The following is a 12,993-nucleotide window of genomic DNA, read 5'->3' as shown; positions in this document are numbered from 1 at the left end:
CGCCGTTAAGGAGTGCGAAGGATATTTGCCATGGTCAGTTCAATTGCCAACAGCCTGGGCTTCGGGTCCGGCCTCGACGTCAAACAGCTTGTCACCGACCTGTCGAATGCGTCGCGCGATCCCAAGATTAAGCGCATGACCGAACTGACGCAGGCGAATCAAACGCGCATCAGCGCGCTTGCGCAGGCGCGGTCGGACCTCGACGGGTTTGCCAATTCGCTGGGCCAGATGGTCAGCGACGGCACGCTCCGCAGCACGCCGACGGTTTCTGACGAAAGCGTGCTCAGCGCCACCAGTCGCGCCGGCCTTTCCGCCGACAGCTTTGCCGCGACCGTCGTGGTGAACCAGCTCGCGCGTGCGCAGACCAATTATTCGGGCGTCGTCGCCGACCGCACTGCCGCGATCGGCGCGGGGACGATGACGCTGACCGTCGGAGGCGTCGCCAAGACGATCACCATTGACGCGACGAACAACAGCCTCGACGGGCTGGCCAATGCTATCAACGCGAGCGGAGCCGGCGTCACGGCGTCGATCATCGCCGACGAAGGCGGCCAGCGCCTGATCCTGAAAGGCCCGACGGGCGACGTCGGCGCCTTTACGCTTACCGCCGACGCGGGTGCCGATCCGGGACTCGCCGCCTTCTCGACCAGCGGCGGCATGACCGTCGGCCAGACTGCGGCGAACGCTGAATTCACGATCGACGGAGTGGCATTCAGCCGCGCGAGCAATATCATCGACGATGTCGTTCCGGGCATGTCGCTGACGCTGAAAAAGGCAGCCCCCGGACAGGGCGTCGACATCGGCGCGAGCCGGCCGCTCGACATGATCAAGCAGACCGTCGGCGATTTCGTCTCGGTCTATAACCAGCTCAAGAAAAGCTTGGTCGCAGCCTCGAATATCTCGGGCGCCGGGTCTTCGCTCCGCGAACTCGAACGCGAACTCGGCAGCCTCGTCAATAAGGTGCTGTCAAGCCACGGCACGATTAACAAACTGTCGGATATCGGCATTTCGACGACGAAAGAGGGCCTGCTCTCCGTCGACAACGCCAAGCTCGACAAGGTGCTCGCCAGCGACGCGGGGGCGGTCGAGGCGCTGTTCAATCCGCGCCGCGATGCAACGCACACCGAAACCACCGATCCGGGCATCGCCTTTGCGCTCGATGCGATCCGGGACAAGGCAGTCGGAACCAACGGCGCGATTGACCGCGTGTCGAAATCGCTCGATGCCAAGAAGGAAAATCTCGCCGACCAGCTCGAAAAGATCGAGGAACGCGAGTCCGCGTACAAAAAAAGGCTCGAGAAGCAATATGGCACGCTCGAAGCCAAGCTTGCGGCATTCAAGGCCACGCAATCCTATCTCGAACAACAGATCAAGCTCTGGTCGAACCAGGGTAACGACTAAAGGCCTCCGACGTGACCGCTACAGCCTCAACCGTCCGGGCGACCGGGCTTTACCGCCGATTGCAGAACGAAAGTCGCGCCGCGGCCGCCGACCCCGTCGAACTCGTCACCATGCTCTATGACGAGTTGGAGACCGCCGTCGGCGTGCTCGGGGCGATGGTACGCCAGGGGCAGCGTATTTCGGCGACCGAGCCGGCGCATCGCGCCCGTGCAATCCTGATCGGCCTCGACGTCAATCTCGACCGTGACAAAGGCGGCGATGTCGCGACGGCTCTATCGCGCGTCTATCGCAGCATGCGACGCAAGCTTGATGATGCCGTGGCGGCGAACAGCGCCGAGGGGCTGGCCGAGCTGCTCGAAGGAATTCTGACGATCAGTGCCGCTTGGCGCCAGCTCCGCTGACACCGACCCGATCAGCCGACGGCAAAACGGCCCGCCCTTTCTAATGAAAGAGCGGGCCGTTGCCGTTTGTGGGCTTGCGAGCCCGCTGGTTACCCGGCCGCCCAAGGTGGGGACGGGCGGCCGGGTGGTGCGGGAGCGGACCAGAGCTCCCTTTTCCAGCGGGTGCTGAAACTCGTATCGCAAGGCCGGTCAGGCAGCCTGCTGGTGAACCCCATATTTGCGCATCTTTTCGATAAGCGTCGTGCGCTTCAGCGTCAGGAGACGCGCAGCTTCCGAAATGATGCCATCGGCAAGGTCGAGCGCGACGTGGATCTGTTCGAGTTCGATTGTCTCGATCTCACGCTTGAGGTCGATCGGGCGCCCCGGCGCCGGCGTCTTCGTCTGCGGCGCGGCCGAAGCGAAGGGCGCGGCGGCAAAGTCTTCCGCGCTGGCCTGCACCGCGGCAGGGCTGCTGGGGACAGCCTGCCGCGGCGCAAGCGCTGCGGTGGGGTTCAGAAGGATGACGACATCTTCGAGACCGAGCGTCTCGCCGCCATGGAGAACACTGGCGCGTTCCACGAAGTTACGCAGTTCGCGGACGTTGCCCGGCCAAGCGTGCTGCATCAGCAGCGCCATAGCGGCATCGTCATAGCGGCACTTGGTCTCCGCCGTCATGTTGCGCTGGAAGTGACGGATGAGCGCCGGAATATCCTCGGCGCGGCTGGCAAGGCTGGGGACCTGCAGCACAACCACGCCGAGCCGGAAGAACAGGTCTTCGCGGAATTTGCCATCGGCGATCGCAGCGCCGAGATCCTGATGGGTGGCCGAGATGACGCGGACGTCGACGGCCTTAACCTCGCTGCTGCCAACGCGGACGATCGTCCGGTCTTCAAGCACGCGGAGCAGTTTCACCTGCATGTCGAAACGCATGTCCCCGATTTCGTCGAGGAAGAGCGTACCGCCCTCGCTCGCTTCGAAATGGCCGATGCGGCGGGCATGGGCGCCGGTAAAGCTGCCCTTTTCATGCCCGAACAATTCGGATTCGATGAGTTCGCCGGGGATCGCGCCGCAATTGATCGCGGAAAAGGCTTTGCCCGAACGAGCGCCTTCGTCGTGGATCGCACGGGCGACGAGTTCTTTGCCGGAGCCCGACGGGCCGCAGAGCATCACCGAGGCGTTTGAACGCGCCACGCGGCGGATCATCTCGCGCAGCCGGCAAGCCGCCGCGCTCGTGCCGATGATCAGCGCTTCGAGCGCCGGATTATTGTTATGCCCCACAGTCATTCTGGTCTCCACCGCACCGCCCGCTCGGTGCCCCTTCGATGGATTCAGGAATTGACGAAACTGGTAAACAAAAGCTTATCGGCCGTTAGCTAAGTCATTCATAACAAAGCGATATTGCCAGTTTGGCAGCATCTGTCGCGCAATCGCGTTAACTAACGTCGATATACTGCCAAACTGGCACTAATTGTCTCCAGCGGATCGCCAGCCGAGCGTGATCGAGATGCGGCGATTGCGCGGATCGAATCGGTCGGAGGGGACATAGGGCTCCCGATCGGCGACCCCTTCGATACGCGAGAAGCGGCCTGAGGAGATGCCGCGGAACTCGAGATAGTGACGCGTGACCTCGGCGCGGTCGACCGACAAGCGCCAGTTGTTCGTGCCCGACTTCGCTGACCAGGGCGCGGCATCGGTATGGCCGCGGATCATCACCTGGTTCGATACGGCCGCGACCGGCTTGGCGATTTCGCTGAACAGCCGCGCGCCGTCCGCGGTCAACTGGCTGGTGCCGATCACGAACATCGAGAAATCGGCGTCGTCGATGACATCGATACGCAGCCCCTCGAGGGTTTCGGTAAAGCGGAGGTTCGGCGCGAGACGCTTGAGGTCGCCCTTGCTCTGCAATTGCTGCATCAGCGTCTGCGCGAGGCGCTGGAAACGTTGTTTGTCGCTCGCACGCTCGCGGCCCGACGCTTCGCGCGGCCCGCCGTCGGCGTCGCGCGGAATTGTCATCGCGCGCGTCCCCGTCTGCGCCGCACCGTGCGGATATTTGTCGACCGAGACGAGCGAGTCGCCGCCGAACAGGCCGTTCGACCCAGCCGTGTCCTGCTTGCTCTGGACGATCGTCGGCGCGAAATAGTCGGCAAGCGCCTTGCGCTGCTTTTCGTTCGTGGCGCCGAGCAGCCACATCAACAGGAAGAAGGCCATCATCGCGGTGACAAAGTCGGCATAGGCGACCTTCCACGCGCCGCCGTGGTGGCCGCCGTGCGCTTCCTGGATCACCTTCTTGACGATGATCGGCCGCGGCATGTTGGGACGCGCGGCCATCAGCGACCCCGCATTCCGTCAAAGACTTCGGCAAAGCTGGGCTGGTTGCTGTGGTCGACACCCGAGCGCGCAGCCTCGATCACCAGCGGCTGCGGATGGCCGTGGAGCGACGCGATGATCAGCTGCTTGACGGTGTGATAGATGGCGTTGTCGCTTTCGATCACCGACTTCGCTCGCGTCGCGAACGGGCCGACGAGACCATAGGCGAGAAGCACGCCGAGGAAGGTGCCGACGAGCGCCGAACCGATCATCCCGCCGAGGATCGCCGGCGGCTTGTCAATCGAACCCATCGTCTTCACGACCCCGAGCACCGCGGCGACGATGCCCAGTGCGGGCAGCGCGTCGGCGAGGCTCTGCAGGCCCTCGGCAGGTTTCATCGAATGATGGTTGTGGCTCTTCAGCGCATTGTCCATCACCTCTTCGACCGCGTGCGGATCAAGCGTGCCCGACGATACGACGACGAGGCGCAGCGTATCGCAAATCAGGTGGACCAGCGTATCGTCCTTCAGAAGCTTGGGATATTGCTGGAAGATCGTCGAGTTCTTCGGATCCTCGATATGCGGCTCGACCGCGACCGGCCCTTCGGTGCGCATCATCTTCATCAAGGTGGAGACGAGCAGGATGCAGTCGAGATAATCCTGCTTCTTGTACTGCGGGCCCTTGAAAACCTTGCCGAGCCCGCCGCCGAGTGCCTTCAGGTCAGCGCCGGAATTGCCGATGATCAGCGACCCGAGCGCGGCGCCACCGATGATCAGCATCTCGTGGGGCAGCGCGTGCATGACGGGACCCAGATTGCCCCCGGTCAGCGCGAAGCCCCCGAAGACCAGCAGGATCAGTACGACAATGCCGACAACGGGAAACATGTGCGAGCAACTCCATTAGGAACCGGCTGTCGAGGCCGGCCTCCGCAAATTCAGGGCGTCTTGATGATTAACGGCAGCAACGCCGCAAAGTTGAGGGGCGTCAGTTCAAAATATCGAACAAGGTCTGGCGGTTGATCTTTGCAAAGGCCGCCTGCGCCGCCTGCAGCGTCAGATCCTGCGCATTGAGCTGCGCGATCGCGACGTCGAGGTCGGTGTCCTCGATATCCGATCGTTCGTCCTTGAGCGTGATCCCGCGCACCGCGAGCCCGTCGCCAATGCGATCGAGCCGCCCGCCCGCCAGGCCGATTTCGGCATGTTTGTCGGCGACATGACCGATGGCAGTGGCAAGAGCGCCCATCGAGGCACTCATCCCGGCCTTGTCGCCAGCAGCCACCGCCGTGGCGGCATCGCGGATGCCGGTGGAAAGGCTATTCCCGCCGATAACGAAAACATCCGCTGCCGAAGGAACCGGCGCGAAGGTCACGTCGGAATCGAAGCGCATCACACGGGCGGTGCCCGTCGCGAATACGGGTTCGCCATTGGAATCGCGCGTCGCCGCGAGTGCGTCGAGTTCGTCGGCAATCGTGCCAAGCTCGGCGGCGATCGTCGCGCGGTCAGCGGGGTTCGCCGTATCGCTCGACGCCGCAATCGTCAGCTCGCGCGCGCGCGTCATCAGATTGGTCACCGACTTCATCACGCCGTCGGCCTGCGACACGAGCGCCGACGCCGAATTGATGTTCGACGACCATGCGGACATGCTCGATTGGGTCGTGCCGATCGTCGCGATGCGCCGCGCCGCAACCGGATCGTCGGACATGCGAAGCAGTTTCTTGCCGCCCGAAATCTGGATCTGCGTCCGCTCAAGCGCATCGGCGAGTTTTTGTTGGCGCGCTATTTCGCGCGTCATGCGATTGCCCACGGCGTTGATCATGATCCTGCCTTCCTTACAGCGAGCTCAGGAGCGTCTGCATCGTTTCGCGCGCGACCTGAATCGTCCGCGCGGCGGCCGAATAGGCCTGCTGGAACCGCAGCAACTCGGCGGCTTCGGTATCCAGATCGACTTGGCTGACGCCATCGCGCGCAGCCGCCGACGCATCGGCGCGCGTTGCTGCGGCGGCGCCCTGCGCGCGCGCCGACGAAACGGCCTGCGCCTGCGTCGCGAGATGTCCCGACCAGCGCGCTTCGGGATCGTTCGCGCCGCGCATCGTACCGAGCGCCAGCATATTGCCGTTGCTGCCCGATGCGTTGGCCGCTGCCACCTGATCGGGAGCCAGCGCCGTCGCGGTCAGCGTTGCCGCGCTGGTGCCGGTGAACAGGGGCTGGCCCGGATTGCCATTGGCGTCGGTACCCGCCTGATGCGCGGCGTTGAGCTGGCTCGCGAACTGCGTCGCCATCGTATCGAGCGATGCTCGCTGGTCGGCAACATGGTTCGCGCCCTCCGCAAGACCGGCGAGCGAGCCCGTCGAGATCGCGAGCGGCGAACCACCTACGCTGTACGACAGGCGGCCGTCGGGCGCCGCAGTGACTGAGATCGGGTTCACCACGCCGCCGCCAACGAGCAGGTCGCCCGATCCGGCCGCGCGCAACGTCACCGCGCCATTATTGTCGAACGTCGGACTGACGCCCGCCTGCGACGACAATTTGTCGAGCAGCCGGTCGCGTTCGTCGAGCAGGCTCGCCTCGTTTGTGGAACCCGGCCGCGCCTTGCGCAGCCCGACGTTGATCTGTTCGAGCGCATTGAGGTCTGCGTTGAATTGGTCGACGCCGCTCGCAGCCGCCCCCTCAATCCCCTCGCCCATCTTGTCGAGCTGGTTCGCGGCGGTACGGAAACCCGAGGCGATATCGTCGACCGACTGCAGGAACTGCGCGCGCAGCGTCCGGTTCGTTGGATCGGAGGTCAGCTGGTCGGCCGTGGTATAGAGCTTGGTAAGCCCGGTCTTGATTCCATTGGTTTCGTCGCTGAGTGCGCCTTCGACCTTGTCGAGCCAGGAGAGCTTTACCCCCGAACGTTCAGCATCGCCGGAAGTGATGCGCGAATCTTCGATCAACCAGCCGTCGACCGAACGATCGAGACCGCGGATGTCGACCCCGCCGGGATTGGTGTTGCCGCGATAGAAGATCGAGTTGCCGCCGCCGACGGCCTCCATCATCTCAAGCCGCCGCCGCGCATATCCGGGCGTCTGGGCGTTGGCGATATTGTCGCCGATCGTCGAGAGCGCGCGCGAATAGGCCTTGAGCCCGCTATAGCCGATGCCGAGAAGGTCGCTCATTGCACGCCTCCCCCGGCACGACCAGCGAGACCGGCAAGCTGGCCGCGAAACTGCTGCTCGACCATGTCGGCGATCCCGAACTGGCGCATCGCGGCCAGGCTGTCGGCAGTGCGCGCGTCGGCCATTTCGCGAAAATTGTCGGTCGCGCTCGATCCGAAAATGTCGTCGCCAAGCTTCGCCTGCCGCATCGAGGCCATCAACTGGCGCAGGATCACGGCTTCGAAAGCCTCGGCCGCCTTGCGCAGCCCGCCATCGCCGCCGCCCGCGGCAGCGGGAGACGGGGTGGCACCGATCGAAGAAATGGAGCTCGTCATATGATCACCAGTTCCGCAGTGAGTGCGCCGGCCTGGCTCAGCGCCTCGAGAATGGCGACAAGGTCGCCGGGAGGAACGCCCATGCGATTGATCGCATCGACGAGTTCAGAAAGCGAAGCGGTCGGCTTGACCAGCATCACCGGACGATAGTCCTGCTCGACGCTGATATCGCTCGACTGTTCGACTGCGGTCTGACCGCGGCTGAATGGAGCCGGTTGCACGACCGTCGGCGATTCCTTGATCGAGACGGTGAGCTTGCCCTGCGTGACCGCCGCGGTGCCAACGCGGACCGCGCCATTGATAACGACCGTTCCGGTGCGCGCATTAACAATTACTTTTGCAGGAGGCTCGGCGCGCTGGACGCCAAGGTTCTCAATCTGCGAGATCAGCCGCATGCGCTCGTCACCGCTGCCCGCCGCGCGAATGGCGATGCTGGCACCGTCGATCATCGATGCCGAGCCGGGTAGCGCGGCGTTGATCGCATCGGTCACCCGCTTGGCATTGGTGGCATCGAACTGATGCAGGTTGAAAGTCAGATAGCTCGAAGTCGCAAAGCCGGTATCGACCGCGCGTTCGACCGTCGCACCGCTCGCGATGCGGCCGCTCGACGGCACATTGACCGTCAGCTTCGACCCGTCGGCGGCATCGACGCCGAGCCCGCCGATGACGAGATTGCCCTGCACCATCGCATAAATCTGGCCGTCGGCGCCATAAAGCGGCGCGAGCACGAGCGTGCCGCCGCGCAGGCTTTTGGACTTGCCGATCGCCGACACCGTGACGTCAAGACGTTGACCGGGTTTGGCGAAGGGCGGCAGTTCGGCGGTGATCATCACGGCCGCGGCATTTTTGAGCGCCGGATTGACCCCCGGCGGCAAGGTCAGGCCAAAGCGCGATACCGCGCCCTTCATGCCCAGCGTCGAATAATCGAGGCTGTCGTCACCAGTGCCCGCGAGGCCGACGACGATGCCGTAGCCGGTGAGCTGGTTGGCGCGCAGGCCCTGGAACTGGCCCATATCCTTTATGCGCTCAGCGTGCGCGGGCGCCGCAAAGGCGAGACTCGCGACGAGGAGCGCAAAAAGGGTGAACAGGGTCGGACGCTGGGTCACTTCAAATTCCTCTGTTAGAACGGGCTGATGATCGAGAAGAAGCGCTGCAACCAGCCTTGCTGGCTTGCGCGGGCGATCTCGCCCTTGCCGACGTAACGGATTTTGGCATCGGCTACGCGCGTCGACAGGATGCGGTTGTCGGGGCTGATGTCGATCGCGCGGATGATCCCCGAAATCTGGACGCGTTCGTCGCCGCGATTGAGCGTGAGCAGCTTTTCGCCGCGCACGAACATCGTCCCGTTCGGATAGACTGCGGCGATCGTCACGCTGACTTCCCCCGACAGCGCGTTCGACTGCGACGCATCGCCCTTGCCCTTGAACTGCTGACCGCCGCCCGCCGCGATATCGCTGGGGCTGAACAGCGACAGCGGACCAGTGGTCGGCGGGGTCAGGCCGATGCTGCCGTCGCGCTGTGTGCCGGCGGCATTGCTCTTCGTTGCCGCCGTGCGCTCGACGAGCTGGATCGTGACGATATCGCCGACGGCGCCTGCGCGGCCGCCCGAGGTGAGCGCGACATAGCTGCCCTGAAAGATCGAGCCATTCGCCGGCGGCGATGCCGGCGGTGCCGGCATCGAAACCGAAAAGGCATCGGGCGGCAGCTTGTCCTTCGCGAGCGCCGTCATGGGCGCCAGCGCGAGGGTCAGCATCACCAGTTTAGAGAGTCTGCGAGGCATTTTTCATCATCTCGTCGGTGGCCGAGATCATCTTCGAATTGACCTCATAGGCGCGCTGCGTCTCGATCATGTCGACGAGTTCCTCGACGACATTGACGTTCGATCCTTCGAGCATGCCGCCACGCAGCGTTCCACGACCTTCCTCACCAGCGCCGCCGACAAGCGGCGCGCCCGAGGCCTGCGTTTCGACGAGCATATTGCCGCCGATCGCCTGCAGCCCCGCCGGATTGGCGAAGCGCGCAATTTCGATCCGCCCGAGTTCAAGCGCGGTGCCGTCGGCGCCCGTCGCCGAAACGGTGCCGTCGAGCCCGATCGTCACATTGCTCGCATCTTCGGGAATCTGGATCGCGGGGCTCAGCGGCTTGCCATCCGAGGTCACGATCGTGCCGTCGGGGGCGCGGCCGAAATTGCCCGCGCGAGTATAACCGGTTCGTCCGTCGGGCATTTCGACCTGGAAATAGCCGGCGCCGTCGATCGCGACGTCGAGGCCGTTGCCCGTCGTCTGGAACGTGCCCTGCGTGTCCATGCGCGCGGTACCATTGAGCGCAACGCCGGTACCGAGATTGAGACCGGTGGCATAACGGTTTTCCGCCGTCGACGGCGCGCCCGGCGCGGTCATCATCTGATAGCTCAACGTCTCGAAGCTTGCGCGGTCGCGCTTGAAGCCCGTGGTGTTCACGTTGGCGAGGTTGTTGGCGATCACCTGCATCCGGAAGCCCTGGGCATCCAGACCGGTCCGCGCGACGTGCAAAGCACCGATACTCATTTCATATTCTCCTTAACGGGGGAGCTGCATCAGATTGGCGGTCGCGCTGTCCATGTCGCGCGCGTCGCTGATCATCTTCAATTGGGTGTCCCAGCTGCGGCTCGCCTCGATCATCTCGACGAGCGCGGTGGTGGCGGTGACGTTCGATCCTTCGATCGAGCGGGTCAGTAACCGCGCTTCGGGATCGTCGGGCAGGATGCCGCCGCCCTTCACGCGAAACAGGCCATCGAGCCCCTTGGCGATATCCGACCCAGTCGGGGTCGCGAGACGGAGCCGGTCGACTTCCTGCGGGTTTTCGGGATCGCCGCCCTGCGGAACGATCCATACACGGCCTTCCTGATCGATATTGATCGCGTCGGCGGGCGGGATCGTCACCGGGCCCTGCGTCCCTTGCACGGGACTGCCGTCGCCGGTGGTGAGCAGCCCGCTTGGCGAGATCTGCAGATCGCCGCGGCGCGTATAAGCCTCTTCGCCATTCTTGGCCTGCACGACGAGCAGCGCGTCACCTTGCATCGCGATATCGAGGTCGCGGCCCGTCTGGGTGACGGTGCCGGCCTTCATATCGGCGCCGAGCACTTCCTCGGACGACATGGCGCGCGCATCGAGCCCGCTGCCATCGAGCCACAGCGCCTGCGCGCTCGCCATGTCGGCGCGGAAACCCGGCGTCTGGGCGTTCGCCAGATTGTTGGCGATCGCCGTCTGCCGGGACATGCTGCCCCGCATCGCGGCGAGGCTGGTATAGATAAGGCGGTCCATCTGATTACTCCCGGCAGGCGGCGGTCAGCGATGCGTCAACGCATGCCGATGATCGTCTGGGTCAGCTGCGACGCGCCCTCGATCGCTTTGGCATTCGCCTGAAAGTTGCGTTGCGCCGACATCAGCATCACCAGTTCCTCGGTGATATCGACGTTCGAGCGTTCGAGCGCGCCCGAGCGGATCGCACCCATCGGGCCATTGGTTGCGGCATCGATCGTGGGCGGGCCGCTTTCGCCCGTCGACTGCCAGTGCGCGTCGCCGGTCGGGCGTAGGCCCGACATCGTCGGGAAAGTCGCCATCGCGACCTTCCCGAGCACCTGATCTTCCCCGTTCGCAAAGGTCGCGGTGACGAGACCATCGAGGCCGATCGAGACGTTGACGAGACCCGAGGTCGGGTCCGTCGGAGCCCCCGCGGGCAGGCGCATGTCGAAGGCGCCGGCCAGCGTATTGTTGGTGACATTGCCGTTCGCGTCGACCGGAAGAAGCTGCAGCTTCGCGCCCGTCGAATCGATGACATAGCGGTCGGGGGTCGGTTCGAACGAGCCGTTGCGCGTATAGGTGATGGCTTCACGCGGGGGCTCGCCCTTCACGATGAACATGCCTTCACCGACGATCGCGAGGTCGAGCGTCTTTTCGCTCGCTTCGTACGACCCTTGCGTGAACTGCTGGGTGATGCCGTTGAGGCGCGTGCCCTGGCCAGCGATCATCTTCGTCGACTGCGTCGGCGACGAGGCGAAGATATCGCCGAACTGCGCCTTGCTGCGCTTGAACCCGATCGAGCCGGCGTTCGCGATATTGTTCGAGATGACCGACATGTCGGTCTGCGCGCCCTTAAGGCCCGAAAGCGAAGTATAGAATGACATGGACTTATCCTTCCTGCGTGGTGGGGGTCGAAGGCTGAGCAGCCTTGATGTCTTTGAGCAGCTGGGTCTGCGCGGTGAGCTGTTCCGAAATCTTCGAAAGCACCGTGTTCGTCTCGCTGATCCCGGCGAGGCTCGAAAATTGCGCCATCTGCGCGACCATCTGCTGGTTATCGACCGGGTTAAACGGATCCTGCTGCGAAAGCTGCGCGGTCATCAGGCGCAGAAAATCGCCCTGGTCCATCTGCTGGCTGGTGCCTTTGGGGTGGATCACGGGGTTGTTGTTGGTGATGCTGTTGACGCTCATTTTACTGTCCCATCCTGAGGGTTTCGTTGATCAGGCCCTTCGCGGTTTCGAGGACCTGGACATTGTTTTGATACTGGCGCGCGGTCTCGACCATCTCGACCAGTTCGGCGGCGCTATCGACCGCGGCTTCCCAGACGTTGCCGTCGGCATCGGCGAGTGGGTTAGACGGATCGTGGCGCTTCGACGGCGCCATTTTCGAGGTCGTGACCTGGTCGATCTGGACCGTCGCGCGGCCATGATCGTCCATCACGGTACGAAAGACGGGCTTGAGCGAGCGGAAGGCACCTGCCTCGCTGCCCGCGACCGTCCCCGCGTTGGCGAGGTTCGACGCCGTGGTGTTCAGCCGGACGAGCTGCGCCGACATCGCGCGACCACTGATGTCGAAGACGGAGAAATTGCCGTTCATCGTCATTCGCCCTTGATCGCGCGCGAAAGCGTGTTGATGCGGCCGCTGAGGAACGACAGGCTGGAGCGATAGGCGAGCGCATTTTCGGCATAGGCGGTTTGCTCAGTCGCCATTTCGACGGTGTTTCCATCGAGCGACGCCTGCACCGGGACGCGATAGCTGATCGCACCCTCGGTCGAGGTACCTTGCTGCGCGAGGTCGAGCGCCTTGGCGAAATCGATGTCGCGCGCCTTGTAACCAGGGGTCGCGGAGTTCGCGATGTTCGACGCGAGCATCATCATGCGCTGACTGCGCAACTGCAGCGCCGTCGCATGCAGGCCAAAGAGTTTCTCGGATGCCATCATCAAATTCCTTTCGCCGGGGCTCGGGCCGCTGGGCACGGACGCGCGGAAAAACACCAAGGTATAATGCAATGGCCGTGCCAAAAGATAATAATTCATGTTTTTCAGATATTTAACTTCGAAAGGTCCTTGCCGCGCTAAAAGCTCGTCAAAAATCTGACGAGGCAGCGCGACACGCCGTGGAACGACGCACCAAAGCGCGACTGGCACGCTTCCTGCAG

At 63.8% G+C, this 12,993-nt stretch carries 16 protein-coding genes; 2 read left to right on the top strand and 14 right to left on the bottom strand.

Going from position 1 to position 12,993, the window contains the following annotated elements:
- Positions 1–30 precede the first annotated feature (30 nt).
- Both fliD and fliS read left to right on the top strand, forming a co-directional pair.
- On the top strand, positions 31–1,401 hold the full coding sequence (gene fliD, locus KEC45_RS19675; RefSeq protein ID WP_062186103.1) for a flagellar filament capping protein FliD: 1,371 nt from the start codon (positions 31–33) through the stop codon (positions 1,399–1,401).
- Between the two features lie 11 nt (positions 1,402–1,412).
- Entirely contained in the window at positions 1,413–1,802 is a 390-nt protein-coding gene (gene fliS, locus KEC45_RS19670) for a flagellar export chaperone FliS (protein ID WP_062186105.1), read from the top strand.
- Between the two features lie 189 nt (positions 1,803–1,991).
- Here the strand turns inward: fliS and KEC45_RS19665 are convergent, their stop codons facing one another.
- From KEC45_RS19665 to KEC45_RS19600, 14 genes are all read right to left on the bottom strand, one after another.
- Positions 1,992–3,065 (bottom strand): sigma-54-dependent Fis family transcriptional regulator, encoded by a 1,074-nt coding sequence (locus KEC45_RS19665; RefSeq protein WP_062186107.1) that lies wholly within the window; start codon positions 3,063–3,065, stop codon positions 1,992–1,994.
- Positions 3,066–3,245: 180 nt separating this feature from the next.
- Positions 3,246–4,109 (bottom strand): flagellar motor protein MotB, encoded by an 864-nt coding sequence (locus tag KEC45_RS19660; protein ID WP_062186109.1) that lies wholly within the window; start codon positions 4,107–4,109, stop codon positions 3,246–3,248.
- Complete coding sequence (motA, locus tag KEC45_RS19655) at positions 4,109–4,972, bottom strand: flagellar motor stator protein MotA (RefSeq protein WP_062186111.1); 864 nt, start codon at positions 4,970–4,972, stop codon at positions 4,109–4,111. Before motA ends, KEC45_RS19660 begins: the two co-directional genes overlap by 1 nt.
- Positions 4,973–5,072: 100 nt before the next feature.
- A complete protein-coding gene (locus KEC45_RS19650; RefSeq protein WP_062186113.1) occupies positions 5,073–5,903 on the bottom strand; it encodes a flagellin in 831 nt (276 codons plus the stop codon).
- A 13-nt stretch (positions 5,904–5,916) separates the two neighbouring features.
- Positions 5,917–7,242: a flagellar hook-associated protein FlgK gene (flgK, locus tag KEC45_RS19645; RefSeq protein ID WP_062186115.1), complete on the bottom strand. Its 1,326-nt coding sequence runs from the start codon at positions 7,240–7,242 to the stop codon at positions 5,917–5,919.
- Positions 7,239–7,556 (bottom strand): rod-binding protein, encoded by a 318-nt coding sequence (locus KEC45_RS19640; protein WP_083436005.1) that lies wholly within the window; start codon positions 7,554–7,556, stop codon positions 7,239–7,241. Before KEC45_RS19640 ends, flgK begins: the two co-directional genes overlap by 4 nt.
- Complete coding sequence (locus KEC45_RS19635) at positions 7,553–8,644, bottom strand: flagellar basal body P-ring protein FlgI (protein WP_062187011.1); 1,092 nt, start codon at positions 8,642–8,644, stop codon at positions 7,553–7,555. Before KEC45_RS19635 ends, KEC45_RS19640 begins: the two co-directional genes overlap by 4 nt.
- A gap of 32 nt (positions 8,645–8,676) precedes the next feature.
- Entirely contained in the window at positions 8,677–9,285 is a 609-nt protein-coding gene (locus KEC45_RS19630) for a flagellar basal body L-ring protein FlgH (RefSeq protein ID WP_238586809.1), read from the bottom strand.
- Positions 9,286–9,316: 31 nt separating this feature from the next.
- The gene (gene flgG, locus KEC45_RS19625; protein ID WP_062186119.1) at positions 9,317–10,102 is read right to left on the bottom strand and encodes a flagellar basal-body rod protein FlgG; all 786 of its coding nucleotides are present in this window, start codon (positions 10,100–10,102) and stop codon (positions 9,317–9,319) included.
- A gap of 12 nt (positions 10,103–10,114) precedes the next feature.
- On the bottom strand, positions 10,115–10,858 hold the full coding sequence (flgF, locus tag KEC45_RS19620; protein WP_062186120.1) for a flagellar basal-body rod protein FlgF: 744 nt from the start codon (positions 10,856–10,858) through the stop codon (positions 10,115–10,117).
- A gap of 35 nt (positions 10,859–10,893) precedes the next feature.
- The gene (locus KEC45_RS19615; RefSeq protein WP_062186122.1) at positions 10,894–11,721 is read right to left on the bottom strand and encodes a flagellar hook-basal body complex protein; all 828 of its coding nucleotides are present in this window, start codon (positions 11,719–11,721) and stop codon (positions 10,894–10,896) included.
- Between the two features lie 4 nt (positions 11,722–11,725).
- Positions 11,726–12,025, bottom strand: coding sequence for a flagellar hook assembly protein FlgD (locus KEC45_RS19610; protein WP_062186124.1), 300 nt, complete (start codon positions 12,023–12,025; stop codon positions 11,726–11,728).
- 1 nt (position 12,026) lies between these two features.
- A complete protein-coding gene (gene flgC, locus KEC45_RS19605) occupies positions 12,027–12,437 on the bottom strand; it encodes a flagellar basal body rod protein FlgC (protein ID WP_037512556.1) in 411 nt (136 codons plus the stop codon).
- Positions 12,434–12,775 carry a flagellar basal body protein gene (locus KEC45_RS19600; protein WP_083436071.1) on the bottom strand — a complete coding sequence of 114 codons (342 nt, stop codon included), beginning with the start codon at positions 12,773–12,775 and terminating at the stop codon, positions 12,434–12,436. The genes flgC and KEC45_RS19600 overlap by 4 nt, the downstream gene beginning before the upstream one ends.
- Positions 12,776–12,993 lie beyond the last annotated feature (218 nt).

Origin of the sequence: Sphingopyxis sp. USTB-05 (assembly GCF_023822045.1) — a bacterium.
GTDB lineage: Bacteria > Pseudomonadota > Alphaproteobacteria > Sphingomonadales > Sphingomonadaceae > Sphingopyxis.
This window is presented reverse-complemented; position numbering and strand designations above follow the sequence as displayed.

Excerpts from the sequence above, each read along its gene's own strand:
- fliD (WP_062186103.1), top strand. The coding sequence starts at position 31 with ATGGTCAGTTCAATTGCCAACAGCCTGGGCTTCGGGTCCGGCCTCGAC.
- KEC45_RS19665 (WP_062186107.1), bottom strand. The coding sequence starts at position 3,065 with ATGACTGTGGGGCATAACAATAATCCGGCGCTCGAAGCGCTGATCATC.
- KEC45_RS19660 (WP_062186109.1), bottom strand. The coding sequence starts at position 4,109 with ATGGCCGCGCGTCCCAACATGCCGCGGCCGATCATCGTCAAGAAGGTG.
- motA (WP_062186111.1), bottom strand. The coding sequence starts at position 4,972 with ATGTTTCCCGTTGTCGGCATTGTCGTACTGATCCTGCTGGTCTTCGGG.
- KEC45_RS19650 (WP_062186113.1), bottom strand. The coding sequence starts at position 5,903 with ATGATCAACGCCGTGGGCAATCGCATGACGCGCGAAATAGCGCGCCAA.
- flgK (WP_062186115.1), bottom strand. The coding sequence starts at position 7,242 with ATGAGCGACCTTCTCGGCATCGGCTATAGCGGGCTCAAGGCCTATTCG.
- KEC45_RS19640 (WP_083436005.1), bottom strand. The coding sequence starts at position 7,556 with ATGACGAGCTCCATTTCTTCGATCGGTGCCACCCCGTCTCCCGCTGCC.
- KEC45_RS19630 (WP_238586809.1), bottom strand. The coding sequence starts at position 9,285 with ATGACGGCGCTCGCGAAGGACAAGCTGCCGCCCGATGCCTTTTCGGTT.
- flgG (WP_062186119.1), bottom strand. The coding sequence starts at position 10,102 with ATGAGTATCGGTGCTTTGCACGTCGCGCGGACCGGTCTGGATGCCCAG.
- flgF (WP_062186120.1), bottom strand. The coding sequence starts at position 10,858 with ATGGACCGCCTTATCTATACCAGCCTCGCCGCGATGCGGGGCAGCATG.
- KEC45_RS19615 (WP_062186122.1), bottom strand. The coding sequence starts at position 11,721 with ATGTCATTCTATACTTCGCTTTCGGGCCTTAAGGGCGCGCAGACCGAC.
- KEC45_RS19610 (WP_062186124.1), bottom strand. The coding sequence starts at position 12,025 with ATGAGCGTCAACAGCATCACCAACAACAACCCCGTGATCCACCCCAAA.
- flgC (WP_037512556.1), bottom strand. The coding sequence starts at position 12,437 with ATGACGATGAACGGCAATTTCTCCGTCTTCGACATCAGTGGTCGCGCG.
- KEC45_RS19600 (WP_083436071.1), bottom strand. The coding sequence starts at position 12,775 with ATGATGGCATCCGAGAAACTCTTTGGCCTGCATGCGACGGCGCTGCAG.